The 15,059-nt window shown below is 47.0% G+C and carries 13 protein-coding genes; 4 read left to right on the forward strand and 9 right to left on the reverse strand.

The features are described from left to right. Positions 1-5 precede the first annotated feature (5 nt). The 3 genes from QUA70_RS03800 to QUA70_RS03810 all read right to left on the reverse strand — a co-directional run bounded on the left by QUA70_RS03800 (position 6) and on the right by QUA70_RS03810 (position 2,862). Positions 6-773, reverse strand: a complete 768-nt coding sequence (locus QUA70_RS03800) for a YebC/PmpR family DNA-binding transcriptional regulator (protein WP_333345086.1) — start codon at positions 771-773, stop codon at positions 6-8. A 145-nt stretch (positions 774-918) separates the two neighbouring features. After that, complete coding sequence (locus tag QUA70_RS03805; RefSeq protein ID WP_333329176.1) at positions 919-1,557, reverse strand: histidine phosphatase family protein; 639 nt, start codon at positions 1,555-1,557, stop codon at positions 919-921. 174 nt (positions 1,558-1,731) lie between these two features. Continuing rightward, complete coding sequence (locus tag QUA70_RS03810) at positions 1,732-2,862, reverse strand: endonuclease NucS domain-containing protein (RefSeq protein ID WP_333329174.1); 1,131 nt, start codon at positions 2,860-2,862, stop codon at positions 1,732-1,734. 182 nt (positions 2,863-3,044) lie between these two features. Here QUA70_RS03810 and QUA70_RS03815 point away from each other — a divergent pair, with 182 nt between their 5' ends. Next, a complete protein-coding gene (locus QUA70_RS03815) occupies positions 3,045-3,401 on the forward strand; it encodes a DUF4864 domain-containing protein (protein WP_333329171.1) in 357 nt (118 codons plus the stop codon). A gap of 7 nt (positions 3,402-3,408) precedes the next feature. On the opposite strand, the gene QUA70_RS03820 is transcribed toward QUA70_RS03815, so the two are convergent. Then, positions 3,409-4,110 carry a class I SAM-dependent methyltransferase gene (locus QUA70_RS03820; RefSeq protein WP_333345088.1) on the reverse strand — a complete coding sequence of 234 codons (702 nt, stop codon included), beginning with the start codon at positions 4,108-4,110 and terminating at the stop codon, positions 3,409-3,411. 333 nt (positions 4,111-4,443) lie between these two features. Between QUA70_RS03820 and QUA70_RS03825 the strand changes: the two genes are divergently transcribed. Then, entirely contained in the window at positions 4,444-6,306 is a 1,863-nt protein-coding gene (locus tag QUA70_RS03825) for a polysaccharide biosynthesis/export family protein (protein WP_333329165.1), read from the forward strand. A 367-nt stretch (positions 6,307-6,673) separates the two neighbouring features. On the opposite strand, the gene larE is transcribed toward QUA70_RS03825, so the two are convergent. From larE to fraC, 5 genes are all read right to left on the reverse strand, one after another. Then, positions 6,674-7,501, reverse strand: coding sequence for an ATP-dependent sacrificial sulfur transferase LarE (larE, locus tag QUA70_RS03830; RefSeq protein ID WP_333329162.1), 828 nt, complete (start codon positions 7,499-7,501; stop codon positions 6,674-6,676). 135 nt (positions 7,502-7,636) lie between these two features. After that, positions 7,637-8,416, reverse strand: coding sequence for a Uma2 family endonuclease (locus tag QUA70_RS03835; protein ID WP_333345090.1), 780 nt, complete (start codon positions 8,414-8,416; stop codon positions 7,637-7,639). A 123-nt stretch (positions 8,417-8,539) separates the two neighbouring features. Further along, the gene (locus tag QUA70_RS03840; protein WP_006631021.1) at positions 8,540-9,313 is read right to left on the reverse strand and encodes an ABC transporter permease; all 774 of its coding nucleotides are present in this window, start codon (positions 9,311-9,313) and stop codon (positions 8,540-8,542) included. Between the two features lie 175 nt (positions 9,314-9,488). Then, positions 9,489-10,487, reverse strand: coding sequence for a DUF5357 family protein (locus QUA70_RS03845; RefSeq protein ID WP_333345092.1), 999 nt, complete (start codon positions 10,485-10,487; stop codon positions 9,489-9,491). A gap of 5 nt (positions 10,488-10,492) precedes the next feature. Then, on the reverse strand, positions 10,493-11,011 hold the full coding sequence (fraC, locus tag QUA70_RS03850) for a filament integrity protein FraC (RefSeq protein WP_333329152.1): 519 nt from the start codon (positions 11,009-11,011) through the stop codon (positions 10,493-10,495). Positions 11,012-11,238: 227 nt separating this feature from the next. On the opposite strand from fraC, the gene QUA70_RS03855 reads away from it, so the two are divergent. Beyond that, on the forward strand, positions 11,239-12,372 hold the full coding sequence (locus QUA70_RS03855) for a cob(I)yrinic acid a,c-diamide adenosyltransferase (RefSeq protein WP_333345094.1): 1,134 nt from the start codon (positions 11,239-11,241) through the stop codon (positions 12,370-12,372). 464 nt (positions 12,373-12,836) lie between these two features. Further along, entirely contained in the window at positions 12,837-14,822 is a 1,986-nt protein-coding gene (locus tag QUA70_RS03860; RefSeq protein ID WP_333329146.1) for a calcium-binding protein, read from the forward strand. The last annotated feature ends 237 nt before the right edge of the window (positions 14,823-15,059 follow it).

The following is a 15,059-nucleotide window of genomic DNA, read 5'->3' on the forward strand; positions in this document are numbered from 1 at the left end:
GATCGTTAAACCATACTCAAAGACATCAATTCATCTGTCATTTCAAAATTCGCCGTCACACTTTGCACGTCGTCCAAATCTTCCAGTGCATCCATTAACTTAAGGAGCGATCGAGCTTTTTCAGGAGTGTCTATTTCCACTGTATTGCTGGGAATCCAGCGAGTTTCCGACTGCAAAACTGCAAAATTTTTTTGTTTCAAAACATCAGCCAGTTGTTCCAAATTAGCCACGCTTGTAAATACCTCTGCACCTTCAGTATCCTCATCAATTAATATCAAATCATAAGATTCCGCAGCCGCCTCTAGCGACGCTTCAAACAATTGTTCCTCATCAATCGGGCCGCGTACCGTACAAACTCCTTTGTGGTCAAACATCCAGCCCACACAACCAGTTTCGCCCAGGTTGCCGCCATTTTTAGTAAAAGCTTCTCGCAAGTCAGCCGCCGTGCGGTTGCGATTGTCTGTCAGCGCTTCAATTAGAATAGCAACCCCGCCAACGCCGTAACCTTCGTAGCGAATAGCTTCTAATTCCGAACTTCCCCCGGCCAAGCCAGCACCTTTGGCGATCGCCCTTTCTATGTTTTCATTAGGAATATCCGCCGCCTTGGCTTTTTCAATAGCCGTCCGCAGTTGAAAATTGCCAGCGGGATCGGGAACTCCGCTGCGGGCCGCGACAATAATTTCGCGAGATATTCTAGCAAAAACCTTGCCTTTAACGGCATCAACCCTAGCTTTTTGGCGTTTAATATTCGCCCACTTACTGTGTCCTGCCATACCGATTTAAGATTTTCGATTTAAAATGTGCGATCGAGATTAAACAATAACACCCAGATTCGGACAAATCAGATTAACATAGGGTGCACCTCGGCGCACCTTACACACATAGCATAAAATGCGATTTTTCGCACGAATCTCAACTTTAATTAAACCGGATAACGGCTTCAGAGTCAGTCAGGTGAGAAGTATCGCCATTAAGTGCGATCGACCATTCTCCCTCACCCCGCACCACTTTCACCAAACAGCACAAAGAAGCGTTAATTTCCGTTTCAGCACCGCCCGCTAGCCCGATCGCAGTTCCTAAAACCGACGCACCGTGACCTACTAATAACATATCTTCGGGAAACTCAGCCGCGAGGCGTTTAGCCGTTTCCCCCGCCCTTTTGAAACAAGCTTCCACGGTTTCGGGATAATTAGCAATACCGCCTTTGTAGGAAGCATCAATCCTGGGAAAACGCCGGCACAAAGCTTCGACGGACTCAGTTTCTGGCATTTCTGTCATCCATTCCGGATTCAGCCATTCGCACAGTCCCCACTCTAGTTTAATTGACAAACCGAGAGCTTCTGCCGCGTGATTTGCTGTTTGGACTGTTCGCAGAAAAGGGGAAGCAAAAATATGAGAAATTCCTTCACCTTTGAGGCGATTTGCGAGTTGTTTAGCTTGAATGTGACCGTCTTCGGAAAGGTGGGGATCGTAGCGGTGTTCTGCGGTGAGAAACCAGTCGGGGTTAACGAAGTCGATGCGGTTTCCGTGTCGTGCGATCCAGACTGTTTGTGGCATGAGTTGGTTTGAGGTTGGCTTCTAGGTGTAATATTATATCAAAGTTTGTTAATTTGATTTGTTGCGAAGCTATTGATGAGATTTTTTTTAACCGGAGATGCACGCTGATAGACGCAGATGGATAGTGGATTGGGTAAGGGGTGATGGGGTGCGATCGTATTTGTTAATTCTTCCTTAGAGTTTTACCAATCTTGATTCTAAAGCTAAATTAACTATTCTTTCTAAAGAAGTGGATTCGTCACTTTTTCCAATAATCTTAAAATAGTATGTTAGGGACATCGCTAATGGCGAACCGTGACGGTAGTTTCGTCCATACTTGCTCACATAAGATGCCAAATTCTTCATAACATAATTCTCTCTGTATGCTGGATCATTCAAAAATTTCTCCCTAGCACCTAATGCCCTATAGGAGGTATCAGGCATTAACTTAGCTGAAGGAGAAACTCTACCTAGTTTGTACTCATCCTCATTAACCATTATGCCAATTCCCTTCCGAATATAACCTGTATCTGTGACTATTTCCCAATTCGTCCAAATTCTCATTCTAGCTAGGATTTTATTATTGTTGTATCCTCTGGGAAGTGGGAGCCATAAAAACATTGCAGGGCTATTTCGTCTTGCATCAAATCTAAATTCAGCAATCAATTTATTTTTGCCGAAACCATACTTAATACTACTAGAGTCAGTAAGTTCCTTGACCCGTCTATCACAGCCTAGAATCTGTCGGCGAACGCTCAAAACTCCTTCGCGTTCAGTTTGATTACATTCTTGGATAAATCTTAAAAGCAACCTTGGCGGTTCAGATAGAGTTTCGTTTCTGTATTGTTCTTGATATGTAATCTCTACTCGTGCAATATGTTCGGCATCTACATCTTTAAAGTGTAAATATAAATTTTTCCCGTCAGGAACGATCGCAAATTGCAAAAACTGAAAAAATAGCCCGTGATACTTCCTGTCTGTAAAATTATCTCTGTGAAATTTGGGCGCAATTGCTATTAAGCAAACGGGCTGAGCGTAATCCACACGATCGCCAAAAGGTTTGTGTTCCAACAAAGCATCGTAATAACGGGTTAACTGCTGAACGACATATCTGTCTTCGCCGTTTTTCAACTCCAGCACAACTAACCGTTTATTCTCGTCCACCGCTATAATATCGCATCTTTGCTCGTTGACAGTGAATTGCCGCTTGATGACTGTCAAACCGAGCAAACTTTGCAACTGAACTTCGACAAAATCCTCTAACGCTTCTTCATTTGCAAATTCCCACCCCGACCCTGTTTTCCTCAATGCGGCGCTGCTTAGCATTTTGACAATTCTTAAATTCTTTAACCAATTTTACCACTAATGTCTGCAGCCCGCCGGGAGTTTAAATAAACCCCGATCGCCCTGACAGCTTCCCAGCCATCCCGCCACAAAATCGCCTTTAAGTGGGAGCGCTATAATAGTAACTATTCGACACTCCCATCTCTTGACAAATCATTAAAAATATGCTCATCAGTGAAAGCGATCGCGCTACCATTCGCTCAGTCGTAGAACAGCAACTGCAAGCATTTCAAAAAGATGATGCTGCTGGGGCTTTTGCCTTCGCTAGTCCCGGAATTCAGCAGCAGTTTCGCACAGCAGAAAACTTTATGCACATGGTAAAAATTGCCTATGAAGCTGTCTACCGTCCGCGATCGGTATTATTTGAAAACCTCACCACTGTAGAAGGAATTCCCGCTCAGCCGGTGCTGTTGCTGGACTCGGAAGGCATCCCCATCCGAGCCATTTATCTCATGGAAAAACAGTTTGATAATAGTTGGCGAATTAATGGCTGTTATTTGGTTTCCCTACCCGAAGAATAAGTTATACTTACTTTTCTGCGGAGCTTTTTTTGCTAATTCGCAGCATCTTATTCCCACCTTTTTGAAACTCATAAGGAGCCTCTTGAATTTCTACACTAAAATTTCTCTTTTTCAATTCGGCGACGATCGGGCTTAAGTGATCGGATTCCTCCCCGCTAAAACTCTGCAATAGAGGGAATACCCGGACTTCCTTTGCAACCCGACACATTTCTGTAATTGCTTCCAGATGAAATTCTTCCGAAAGCAGGTGAGAATAAGCAAATAAGAAATGGCTGCACAAAGCTAAATCGAATTGACCGTTCTCGAAAGGCAAAACTGGCAGCTCAGCATTCAGGTAGCGGCCTTGCTGCAAGCCTGATGGAAAATCTTCTAAAAATTCCTGCATCGCCTTCATTCGCACTTCGCCTAGCTGGTAGGGCGATTCAAAATTATTCCACAGGTAGCCGTCTAAATTGGCTTTAACACCGTCAATCACAGTTTGATATGTTTCTTGGATGCGATCGCCAATTTCCACCGCAGTAAACTGATAAACTGGATCGCAAGAAATTACCTTTTTACCTTGGCGAGTCATTTCGGCATTGAAACTCGCTGGGCCGGCCGCACAATCAATAATTGCTAGTTTGAGGTCACTTGAGGTCAAGCTAAACATTCCTATGTATTCATCCAAGCAGCGTCCCCAGGGAATTACTTTATCCAATTTTAGTGACACTTGTCTTTGTCCTGCAGAGAGAATTATTTAACATTTTACCTCAAATCAGGGTGGTTTTTTCCTATCTCCTTTCTGTGGCGGGTTGATTTGTATCGCGAGTTATGTATGAAAAATTTTGCTCAAACGAGATCCTAATCCTGAGAACAGTGGGCGGGCTTTACACTTTCTTTACAAACAAGGGGCAAAATAGTTAAGTACGATCGCACAATTTTTATGCTTCCACCTGTGGATTTTGCAGCGAAGCGAGGCTACACTGGACAGCAGGGAAAATAAACTACAATCCACTAGCTAAATTGCTCTTGTTCAATGGCAGGCCGCAACCAGGGAAGAAAGATGAAACATACCATTCAAACCGCTACAAGTCTGAGTTTGTCAGCACTCCTGGTGCTATTGAGTTCGCTGCCCGGTAGAGCTCAGTTACCTGCCGTCAGAACTCCTGCGCCCGCTAGGAACCCAAACCAACCGAGAGTACCGCCGCCACCTCCGGGTTCGAGTTTGCCACCGATCGGCAATTCTGGTTCGCTGACACCAGAAGCAGCTTATACTTTAGGCCCGGGCGATCGCATTGCTTTAGATATCTTCGGCGTCCCTGAATTCAGCAGAGAATATCAAGTGTTAGTTGACGGGACGCTCAATTTGCCAATCATTCGCAGCGTCTCAATTCAAGGGTTGACGCTGCAACAAGCCGCTAACGTGATTACCCAGCGATACGAACCCTTCATCAATGTTCCCGTTGTTACCGTGACTGTGATCGTCGCTCGCCCCCTAAATATAGGTCTTGCGGGTGAAGTTACTCGCCCGGGTTCCTACAAGATTAATCCCACTAGAGAAGGAGGAGGAGTAAAATTCCCGACTTTGATGGAAATGCTGCAACTTGCACAAGGGGTGACATCAGCAGGAGATATGCGAAATGTCCAAATTCGCCGTTCCCGCAGAGGCGGGCCGGAGCAAGTTACTAATGTTGATTTGCAGGATTTTTTAGACACGGGAAATTTGCGTCAAGATGTCACCATTCGAGATGGAGATACAATTTTTGTACCGACAGCAAGGGCCCTGAATACTCAAGAAGTTCGTCAAAGAGCCAGTGCTAATTTTTCCGCTGATATTACTAAACCAATTGGCGTGGTAATTGTCGGGGAAGTAAACCGGCCGGGGCCTTATACTGTATTTGCTTCGGATGTGCGATCGAGCAACCAACAAACAGAGTTGAGTTTTGTATCTATCGACCAACAGCAAGGAGCAGTTGTGGGCTTACCAACAATAACTAGAGCACTGAAAATTGCTGGTGGTATCACTACAGAAGCTGACATTCGCCGCGTGCAAATCCGCCGCCGAGTCAGAGGTGGCAATGAACAAACTATCATGGTAAATCTGTGGGATTTGCTGCAAAAAGGCGACGCAACTCAAGATATTTTGCTGCAAGAAGGGGATAGCGTAATTATCCCCACAGCAGCTACTGTAGACTTAGCTGAAGTTTCTCAAGTCGCAAATAGCAGTTTTTCGCCGAACGCGATTAGCATCAATATTGTAGGAGAAGTAATTAGGCCTGGGGCTTTGCAAGTTCGACCCAGTACATCCCTGCACCAAGCTTTACTGACGGCAGGCAGTTTCAATCAATTGCGGGCCAAAAAAGACAAGGTAGAACTATTGCGTTTGAACCCCAACGGTACTGTTTCTCGCCGCACGATCGAGGTGGATTTTGCTCAAGGGTTGAATCCTAATAATAACCCCACTCTCCGCAACGACGATGTGATTCTGGTAGCGCGATCGGGCTATGCTAGGGTAGGAGACAATATCAACAGTTTTTTGCAGCCAATAACAGGAGTTGCAAGTGGGATCAGCGCTGTTAGCGGCGTTTTTACTGGGTTTCAAGCAACTATCAACGCTTTTCAAAACTTATTTTTGGGAGGGGATTTCGAGCGGCGAAATCAGCTCAGACAGCTTCGCGAACAACGTCAAGACCGACAAGAGCAACGTGAAGACAGACTGCTAGAAAGAGAACTACAACGTGAAGATAGATTGCAGCAAGCAGAAGATAGAAGACTGGAACTTGAAGACAGAAGACTGCAACTTGAAGACAGACAGCGGCAAATAGATCTTGAGAATCGGCAAATTCAGATCCAGGAGCAGCAACTTCTGCTCCAGAATCAGCAGCAGCAAATGCAACCGCAGCAAATTCAGCCAGCTACTCCTTGATAAGACTCGGGCGTTGAAAGTTAGCCACCCTCTTTATGAATCGGCGGTTGAACCCGCTGCATAGAGTCCAACGAAGTCCGAGCAAAGGGGGACTAAGAAATAAAGGGGGTATTAAAACCGGATTTGCTATTACATGGCACATCCCAAATCTACGGCAAACATCCTAGGCGTTGCTGATTTACGGTATGAAACGTTAAATATGCCCGTCATAGAAACCAGTACCCACAAAGCTTTGGGATTTTAAAGTTATTTTTTTCATACCCTGATTAAGCAACGCCACTGTAAAGGTTCGATTGACATGGTTCCCCTTTGTCTATGTCCCAAACTACATCAATCATGAGAAATTTTTTGTATTCGGGAAAATTAATCAACCTTTTGCCTGCAACAACTGCGGCTGCAAAACCTGATTTAATTTGCCACTGCGAAACCCCTCCAAATCCAAAGTCGCGTACACAAAACCAAACTCCTGAAACACCGCCACCAATGCAGGCAAATCGGTATTTACCACAAACTCCTGAATCTCCTCCGCGGGTAACTCAATCCGCGCCGTATCTCCATCCGATCGCACTCGCAAATTTTTCAGTCCCAACTGTCGCAAATAGCGTTCCGCGCGCCCCACTCTTTGCAACTTTCCAACGGTGATTTCTTCGCCGTAAGGAAAGCGCGAACTCAAACAAGGTTGAGCCGGTTTGTCCCACCAAGGCAAACCCAATTCTTTGGCCAACTGCCGCACTTCCAATTTACTCATGCCTACTTCTGCTAAAGGCGATCGCGCGCCGCGTTCCTTCGCAGCCTGAATTCCGGGACGGTAATCCTTTAAATCGTCAGCATTAACCCCATCCACGACATAAGGATAACCCTTTGCTAGTGCTAGGGGTTTCAAAGTATCGTGCAGTTCGCTTTTGCAGAAATAGCAGCGGTTAACCGGGTTAGAAGTGTAATTGGGATTTGCCATTTCCTGAGTTTCTACTTCCTGGTGGGCAATGCCAATTTCTGCTGCTTGAATCCGCGCATCTTCTAAATCTTCTGGCAGTAAAGACGGCGAAACTGCCGTCACTGCCAAAGCGCGATCGCCCAGCACGTCAAAAGCAATTTTTGCCACCAAAGTGCTGTCAATTCCGCCAGAGTACGCAATCAGCGCCCGTTCCATCTGCGCGAAAATATCTTTTAATTGTTGGAGTTTTTCTATTAACATAAATTCACCTTTTTTTACCAACATATAAGTAAGAAAGTAAACTCAATAAAGAAGGGTGAAGAAAGCATATTTCGATCGGGTTTCCTTATTCCCTCGAACCTGTTCCTTTTTCCGACTTCCCTCGGACTTCTAATGCTATTCTGGATCGAGACCTAGGGCTGCCAATCGAGCCAAAAGTTCTTGATTTCGCTGTCTTTCTTGTTCCAGCAGCGTTTCGGCTAACTCTTTGTCTTGCTGTTGGCGATCCGCTCGCTGGCGTTCATTTTCTGCCCTTTCTTCCGGCCACAAAAGCAGTTCTCCGCCCACCGTCCACCAGCGCAGCCAATATCCTGTTCTACCTTCGCGAGTTCCCTGCCACACTCCCAAAAGTAGATTTAATCCAGGTATTAAATAACGACCGTTTTCATCAGGATTTGGATTGTCATAACGCTCTGATTCTAGGGCATAAACTTCTATTCTGCCTGTATGCGGTCGAAAAATGACATAGCGAGGAACTTTTACTACTTGTTCGTAAAAAAACCACTTGCCGATTTCTTCTGTGTGTTCGACAGAGTATTCATCGCCGTAAGTAGCTGATAGAAATTCCATCACTACAAAAGGCACTGTTCCTTCGGTATGAGGCGTGTAACTGCGGCGGGGATAGTTGTGAGGCCAAGGTTGAACCGGCTGCACGTACATCCAGTCTGGGGCTTTGCAAATAGTGCGATCGTCCACGGCAGCGCACAAAGCAAAATTAGAAACTATTAGTGCGTCTTGCATTAGTTCCGGGGAATCCACTACAGACTGGCGCAAACCGTTAGCTAGCAAGGGATGGTCTATATCGTCTACAGGGTCATCTGGTAGGATGAAATCATCGGGTAGCAGAGGCCAAGTAATCTTGAGCTGTGATATCGGTTTGTGAATTACAGCCGTCATAAGTCACCTCATTTTACTAATATAAATTTTAGTTTTAGTCGAGATTTCTGAGCGATCACCTCCTCTATATTTTAGCGCGATAATTTGATTTACTCAAGATTTTGAAAGTCCCGAAGGCGCGTTTTAAAATTCCCTACGGGAAAATATGGCGATCGCAATTGACAACAGCAGCACCACATACAGCAAACCGTAGCCAGCATCTGTAATCAAACCCGCTAAGTAAGGAACTTGTCCGTAAACAGCATCATTTCTCAAATTGAATCTGGCTAAATCCGGCAAAACCAGATAAAGTCCCATCATCAATTGTTCAAGGCCAGGATTTTTAGTTAACTTGCCCAAAGCCACTAAATCCCGCGTCGAATGTCCCATCAAATAAACGCCAAATGTCAGTAAAGTTGCCAACAGCGAACTGCTGAACACCCCAAATAAAATCCCGACACCAGCCATGAGACACAGCTCAAACCAGATGAATAGCGAAGCGATTAAAATGCTTCCCAAAGGGAAAGGAATGCGGCTCAAACTCAGAATAGCCAGATAGATAACAGTCATTGCTGCTACAAGCACCGCCAGCACCGCCGACAGCCCTAAGTGCTTGCCCACAATTAACTCAGCCCGACTTATCGGCTTAGCAACTAACAGGTAAACAGTGCGCTTTTCAATTTCTTTGTTGACCAATCCGGTAGCCACAAAAACTGTGGCAATTAGACCGAGAATGCTCATAGCAGCCAAACCGACATCTAAGATAATTTTCTTTTCGGTTGTCGCTGCCAATTCCGGTATCAACCGTACCGAGGCGCCCATCAACAGAGCAAAAATAATAATTAAGTAAAGGATGCGATCGCGAATTACTTCCCAAAATACATTGGTCGCGACTGTCAAGATTCTTCTCAAATTCATCTAGTTATTAACCCGCTGAAAACTTTCGCCATACTTTATTGTAATGAAGAAGGAAGAAGGAAGAAGGAAGAGGGAAGAAAGAGGATTTTTTCCATCTCAGACTCTCACACTCTCCCACTCTCAGACTCTTCCACTCTCCCGCTATATCGATCGCAATTAGTTAACAGAGACCGAATCAAACTTGAGTGTCCCCCGCCGTTCCATCTTTTTTCTGTCCGGGTTGAGAGCGTTTGATGGCATCGCAAGTTACAGTCGCCCTATTGGCTATCTCGAACACCTCGCAAGATTTGGTAAACGAATATATTTCCGGTCTAAAAACCACCCCCAGCCAAGTTGCCTGCATCTCTAACTGATAGCGGGACTCTCCTTGGACGATCGCAGTTTTAACATCCCACCTCGCATCTTCTGCGACTACCCCAGTTGTTTTTAAGGCTTGATTCTTCAGAAAAAATCGCTGGTTGTCAATATCTATTAGCATTTGCTCTACCTGCGCCCACGGTTTTGTGCGGGCTTCATTTCGCAGGTATCGCTCCATTTCATTGAGGATGACAACTCCTCGGGAGCGATTAATAGTTGGCTGTTGAAATGTCACCACATAATCGCTTTGCCTGAAATTTTCCGATAAAACGCTCGGATACTGTTCTATCCAGCCTTGGATTAAAAAGTGAAATGCAAACCAACAGGAAAAAAGCAGGTGAACTAGAGTAATCATCAAAAACTGAGGGCGCACCAACGACCTGATACCTTCCCGTTTTGACTCGCTCTTCCAAATCTGTATGATAGCAAGGACTACTACTGCTATAAGTGGGCTGGATATCCATGCTATTTCCTTCCTATCCGACGGCAATCTTATCAGTAACCACAAGCCAATTAAGAAGCTTGTCACCCACGGACTGAGACTTACTCCTTTAATCACAAAAGGTTGCTGGCTGGTCAGCAAACCCATTGAAAGTGTAAATAATAACCAGCTCATATCAAAAAGCAGAGTTCTCGTCCGCCAGTCAGTGACTGCCGCCACTGTCAGCAAAGCTAAAAAGATGCTGAGCAGTAAAGGCGTCTTCCAGTGGACAACTCTAGGCGGAATCATCGCCTGTTGGAATTTTTTATTGGTTTCCGAAAGGTTTTTCCTCAGCTTCATGAGTTGCTGAGTGGCATCAAAAAATTGCTTCATCATAAATTTCAATAGACGCTTTGCAAAAACAACACGGTTAAAATAACGACATTGCTAACAGTGTGGGCGATTAAAATTCCCCCAAACTGGGTAGTTACTTGAAAAGTTTTTTGGGGAGGACGGCGGGTGAGGGTGGGTGGCCCTATAAACTGAGGTTGGGAAGCTTTTTTATTGCCGGAAACCATGTTTTCTATGATTTCTAATCCCTGCCATTTAGCTAGAAAAGTTACTGCTAATACTGAGAGTGCTATCATAGTTATTGGAGCGTAAACATTATCCCCACGTCCTAATAAAATATAACCGATAAGCTGTTCCCGCAATTCTTTGCTAAGAACGCTTTCAATGCCGAAGAAAACTAACCAGCCTACGCAAGTGCAAGATAGATTGAGTATGGCTGTATATTCAATGCTGGTTTTGGGGCCGAGTTTAAGTAGTTTTTGCAAAAACCACGATTCTATCGCGATCGCCAAAAACATAATTAAAATTTGCACCAAAACAGTCCTAAATGGGAAAACACTCGCAATCATAAGCCTTTAGGTATATCAGTCCGTGTTAAATTTTAATTGTACAGCACAAACGGAATAATCTTAACCGGAGGTTTGAGCGCCTGATTCCGTTAGATCGCTGCTTAAAAGATTGGGGGTTAGAAGTTATCGTATAATCTGTTGAGATCCGCCAACAGAATGGAAAAATTAAACATTCAAGGCGCGCGATCGAATACCCACCCCGATACAGACTCAAATAACTGCTGATTATGGTAAGGAATGGCATTGGTATTCGGACAGCCTCATCCCGGTCGGAACGCGCCGCGGGTCAGATTCACGTCTACGACGGCGCTGGTAAAGGCAAGTCTCAGGCAGCTTTGGGAGTAGTGTTGCGGTCGATCGGGCTGGGTATCAATTCTGACTCGCCCACGCGAGTCTTGTTGCTGCGCTTTCTCAAAGGCCCCGGCCGCTCCTACGACGAAGACGGGGCAATAGAAGCCTTGCAACGGGCATTTCCCCACTTGATCGACCAAGTGCGTACCGGCAGATCCGAATATTTTGGGGCCGAAGCAATCACCCGCTTCGATCGCGCCGAAGCTCAGCGAGGCTGGGATATCGCCAAAGGAGCGATCGCCAGCGAGCTCTATTCCGTCGTGGTACTAGACGAACTAAACCCCGTATTGGACTTGGGTTTGCTGCCAGTTGACGAAGTAGTCCAAACCCTCAAAAACAAACCAGAATATTTAGAAGTCATCGCCACAGGCCGAGCGGCCCCGGAAGCTTTGCTGGAGATTGCCGACTTACACTCAGAAATGAAGCCCCACTATCACCCCGCAGCGGCAGAGCATCATATTTCCGGTATCGAAATATACACTGGATCGGGGAAAGGCAAGTCTACGAGCGCTTTGGGCAAAGCTTTGCAGGCAATAGGTAGGGGTATCAGTCAAGACCAATCTCACCGGGTGTTAATTGTGCAATGGCTCAAAGGTGGCAGCGGTTATACAGAAGATGCGGCGATCGCAGCTTTGCGCCAAAGCTATCCGCAGCTAGTAGACCATCAGCGGTGCGGCCGAGATGCTATAGTTTGGCGGGGGCAACAGCAAGAGCTAGACTGCATAGAAGCAGAACGCGGCTGGGAAATCGCCAAATGTGCGATCGCCAGCGGCTGGTACAAAACGATTATTCTCGACGAACTCAATCCCACAGTAGACTTAGAACTGCTGCCGGTAGAGCCGATCGTCGAAGCCCTGCTACGCAAGCCGCGGGATACAGAAATCATTATCACCGGGCGCTGCCACAAACCCCACGCTTACTTTGACTTGGCAAGCGTACACTCCGAGGTATACTGTCACAAACACTACGGCGATCGGGGCGTAGAACTAAAGCGGGGCGTAGACTTTTAAAGCCCGGAGCGGTTGGCGAGTTCAATCCGGGCCAGAATTATTAAATGACGGCCCTGCCTGGAAAACCGGAAATTGCCACAAAGCCTTGTTACCAAGTAACAAATCTCCCAATTTCCCTTGTCTTCCGGATCACCCAGATCTGCCTTTTTTAATCTTTAATTTCCTCCCCCGGACGCGATCCCCGACCGCCAATCCCGAATGGAACATTAAGAATATCAGCCGCGTCTTATGGAGCGTGAGCACCTGAGACAGTGCACCAGGATTATTAAAGGGTGAAGACTTTGAAAATAAAAGCTTACAAGCAAAAAATCCGCGAGGGAGAAAGTCTAGACAGGGTTAAGGCCAGTAGGCTAGACTTGCGGCTGGCAAACAGGTTAAACTACAGCGGAATCCAAACATTCGGTGTTCTAGGCAGTGTCTGTAGTCGCACCAGCGATGACCAACAAGTAGAGGAGTGAAGCTTTATGACAACGTTAGATGACAATCCTAATCAACTAGATTTAAACCTTCCGGGACTAGGCCCGGATACAGTATTCGCCGGAGCCGGGGCGGATTTCGTTAGAACTTCCACCCTGGGCGGCAGCTTAATATTTGGCCAAGGCGATAACGATACTCTGATTTCAGTTGGCCCGAACGATACCATATACGGCGGCGACGACGAAGATTCAATCAGATCTCAGCGCACTCCGGCTTTGCTGTTTGGCGACGCAGGCTCGGACACCATAGTCGCTGAAGCCCGCGCTACCCTGGCCGGCGGCGAGGGAGAAGACTTCCTCCAAGGTACTGTCGAAGCTAACCTGATGTTTGGTAATCAGGGCGCAGATACGATGCTGGGAGGGGCGCAGAGAGGAGATTCCCTCTACGGCGGTAAGGACAATGACGCGATCGGCTTCTTCATCGCAGGCGGTGGCAACAACCTTTCTTTAGAGGGTGGCTTGGCTATTGGCTTCGCTGGCAATGAAGGCAGCAACTACTTGCGGGGTGATTTGGGCGACGACTTGGTTGTAGGTATCAATGTAAGAGACAGTCTCTTTGGCGGTAGAGGCAACGACACCCTAAGAGGTGTGGCCAGCAACAGCTACCTGTCGGGCGATCTGGACGACGACATCTTGGTCATTACCAACAGTACGCAAAGCAGCCCATTTACTTCCTCCGTCATCACGATCGGAATTGAGAGAACCACCTTGATTGGTGGTGGCGGTAACGATTCTCTCACCGGCGCGATCGGCGAGTTTGGCGGCGGCAGAAACTTCTTTGAGGGCGGCGACGGTAACGACACTATCAGCGTTTTTGCCACTTCTGATACCGCGTTGGGAGGTGCAGGCGACGACTTCATCGTGTCGGCGTCGGTGCCGAATGTAATTTCGAGTGTAGGCGCCTCCAGTTCCTTTCCAGGCTTCGCGGGTCGCAACTTGCTCGACGGCGGAGTGGGCAATGACACGATCGTCGCTGCCTTCTCCAGTGATACAATGATCGGCGGCGAAGGCAACGACAGCCTGAGCGGTACCTTTACTAATGCAGCCGGTGGAGATGGCAACGATACTATCAATGCTACCGCTGCCCGTTTTGCTGGTACTGGTACTGCTTTGATTACTCTCGAAGGCGGGCTGGGCAACGATCTGTTAATTGGCTACACCAATCCTACTGGCAGCTTCACCGTCACCAACCTCATGAACGGTGGCGAGGGAAGTGACACCATCATCTTTGGCAGCCAGCGCGATCGCGTGATTGGCAACTTTGCGGGTAACGACTTCATCTCCTACGCTAGCGGCGTCACCTTTGCCGGCACAGTCGCCAACTTGATTACCGATACCTTAGGCAGCAACTTCATTATTGGTGGCAACGGCACTGATGTCATAACTACTGGTAACGGGGATGACATACTGTTCGGCGACACATCCAATACTACCCTCGGAGGATTCGGGGACGATACCTTAAATGCCGGTGGCGGGAACGACACCATGCTGGGCGGCTTTGGGGACGACTATTTAATCGGGGGTGACGGCAACGACTCTCTCGGCGGCGGGCCTGGTGCTGACACGCTGATTGGCGGATCGGGCAATGACAGCTTCTACTACAACAACTTCGGCGAGGGCGTCACGATCGGCCCCGGCGGCCTTCCAGTGGGTACTGAGCCAGACCAAATCGGCGATTTTGTCGTCGGTCAAGACAAGTTTATCTTGCAGTTCAACGGCTTCAACGGCTTGAGTGCAGTCGAAGGTACGAATCGACTTTCTTCGAGGTCGTTCTTGGTGCTTGAGAGTGGGACTTACACTAGCCAGTTTGGTCCAGCCGGGGCTGGCGCCTCAGAGGCGTTCCTCTTTTATCAAAATGCAGACGGACGACTAGGATTTGACCCTGACGGTACTGCTGGTTCTAACCCAGGCGTGACGCTGGCAATTCTGAATAACAGACCGGGTATTACGGCTGCTGACATTACCCTGATTTAATTTGGGTAAAAGTGGGTAGGGTCGATTCTGAAACATCGCCCTATCAACTCTCAAAACTAATTGTGCTATGTTCCGAGCTGGGGATATCCATCCCTGGCTTTTTTATTGGCATTGGGAATTGGGCAATTTTAGATTTTCGATTTTCGATTTTAGATTTTCGATTGATTGGTAATTTTAATCGAAAATCGCCAATCTAGTGAGGCATGGGGCGGGTTCACCGGTGAATTTTGCCATGGG

Origin of the sequence: Microcoleus sp. LAD1_D5, from assembly GCF_036702115.1 — a bacterium.
GTDB lineage: Bacteria > Cyanobacteriota > Cyanobacteriia > Cyanobacteriales > Microcoleaceae > Microcoleus.

What these genes read in the sequence shown, in the direction of transcription:
- QUA70_RS03810 (WP_333329174.1), bottom strand. Translation starts at nt 2,862, where the DNA reads ATGCTAAGCAGCGCCGCATTGAGGAAAACAGGGTCGGGGTGGGAATTT.
- QUA70_RS03815 (WP_333329171.1), top strand. Translation starts at nt 3,045, where the DNA reads ATGCTCATCAGTGAAAGCGATCGCGCTACCATTCGCTCAGTCGTAGAA.
- QUA70_RS03845 (WP_333345092.1), bottom strand. Translation starts at nt 10,487, where the DNA reads ATGATGAAGCAATTTTTTGATGCCACTCAGCAACTCATGAAGCTGAGG.
- QUA70_RS03800 (WP_333345086.1), bottom strand. Translation starts at nt 773, where the DNA reads ATGGCAGGACACAGTAAGTGGGCGAATATTAAACGCCAAAAAGCTAGG.
- QUA70_RS03860 (WP_333329146.1), top strand. Translation starts at nt 12,837, where the DNA reads ATGACAACGTTAGATGACAATCCTAATCAACTAGATTTAAACCTTCCG.
- QUA70_RS03855 (WP_333345094.1), top strand. Translation starts at nt 11,239, where the DNA reads ATGGTAAGGAATGGCATTGGTATTCGGACAGCCTCATCCCGGTCGGAA.
- QUA70_RS03825 (WP_333329165.1), top strand. Translation starts at nt 4,444, where the DNA reads ATGAAACATACCATTCAAACCGCTACAAGTCTGAGTTTGTCAGCACTC.
- QUA70_RS03805 (WP_333329176.1), bottom strand. Translation starts at nt 1,557, where the DNA reads ATGCCACAAACAGTCTGGATCGCACGACACGGAAACCGCATCGACTTC.
- larE (WP_333329162.1), bottom strand. Translation starts at nt 7,501, where the DNA reads ATGTTAATAGAAAAACTCCAACAATTAAAAGATATTTTCGCGCAGATG.
- QUA70_RS03835 (WP_333345090.1), bottom strand. Translation starts at nt 8,416, where the DNA reads ATGACGGCTGTAATTCACAAACCGATATCACAGCTCAAGATTACTTGG.
- QUA70_RS03840 (WP_006631021.1), bottom strand. Translation starts at nt 9,313, where the DNA reads ATGAATTTGAGAAGAATCTTGACAGTCGCGACCAATGTATTTTGGGAA.
- fraC (WP_333329152.1), bottom strand. Translation starts at nt 11,011, where the DNA reads ATGATTGCGAGTGTTTTCCCATTTAGGACTGTTTTGGTGCAAATTTTA.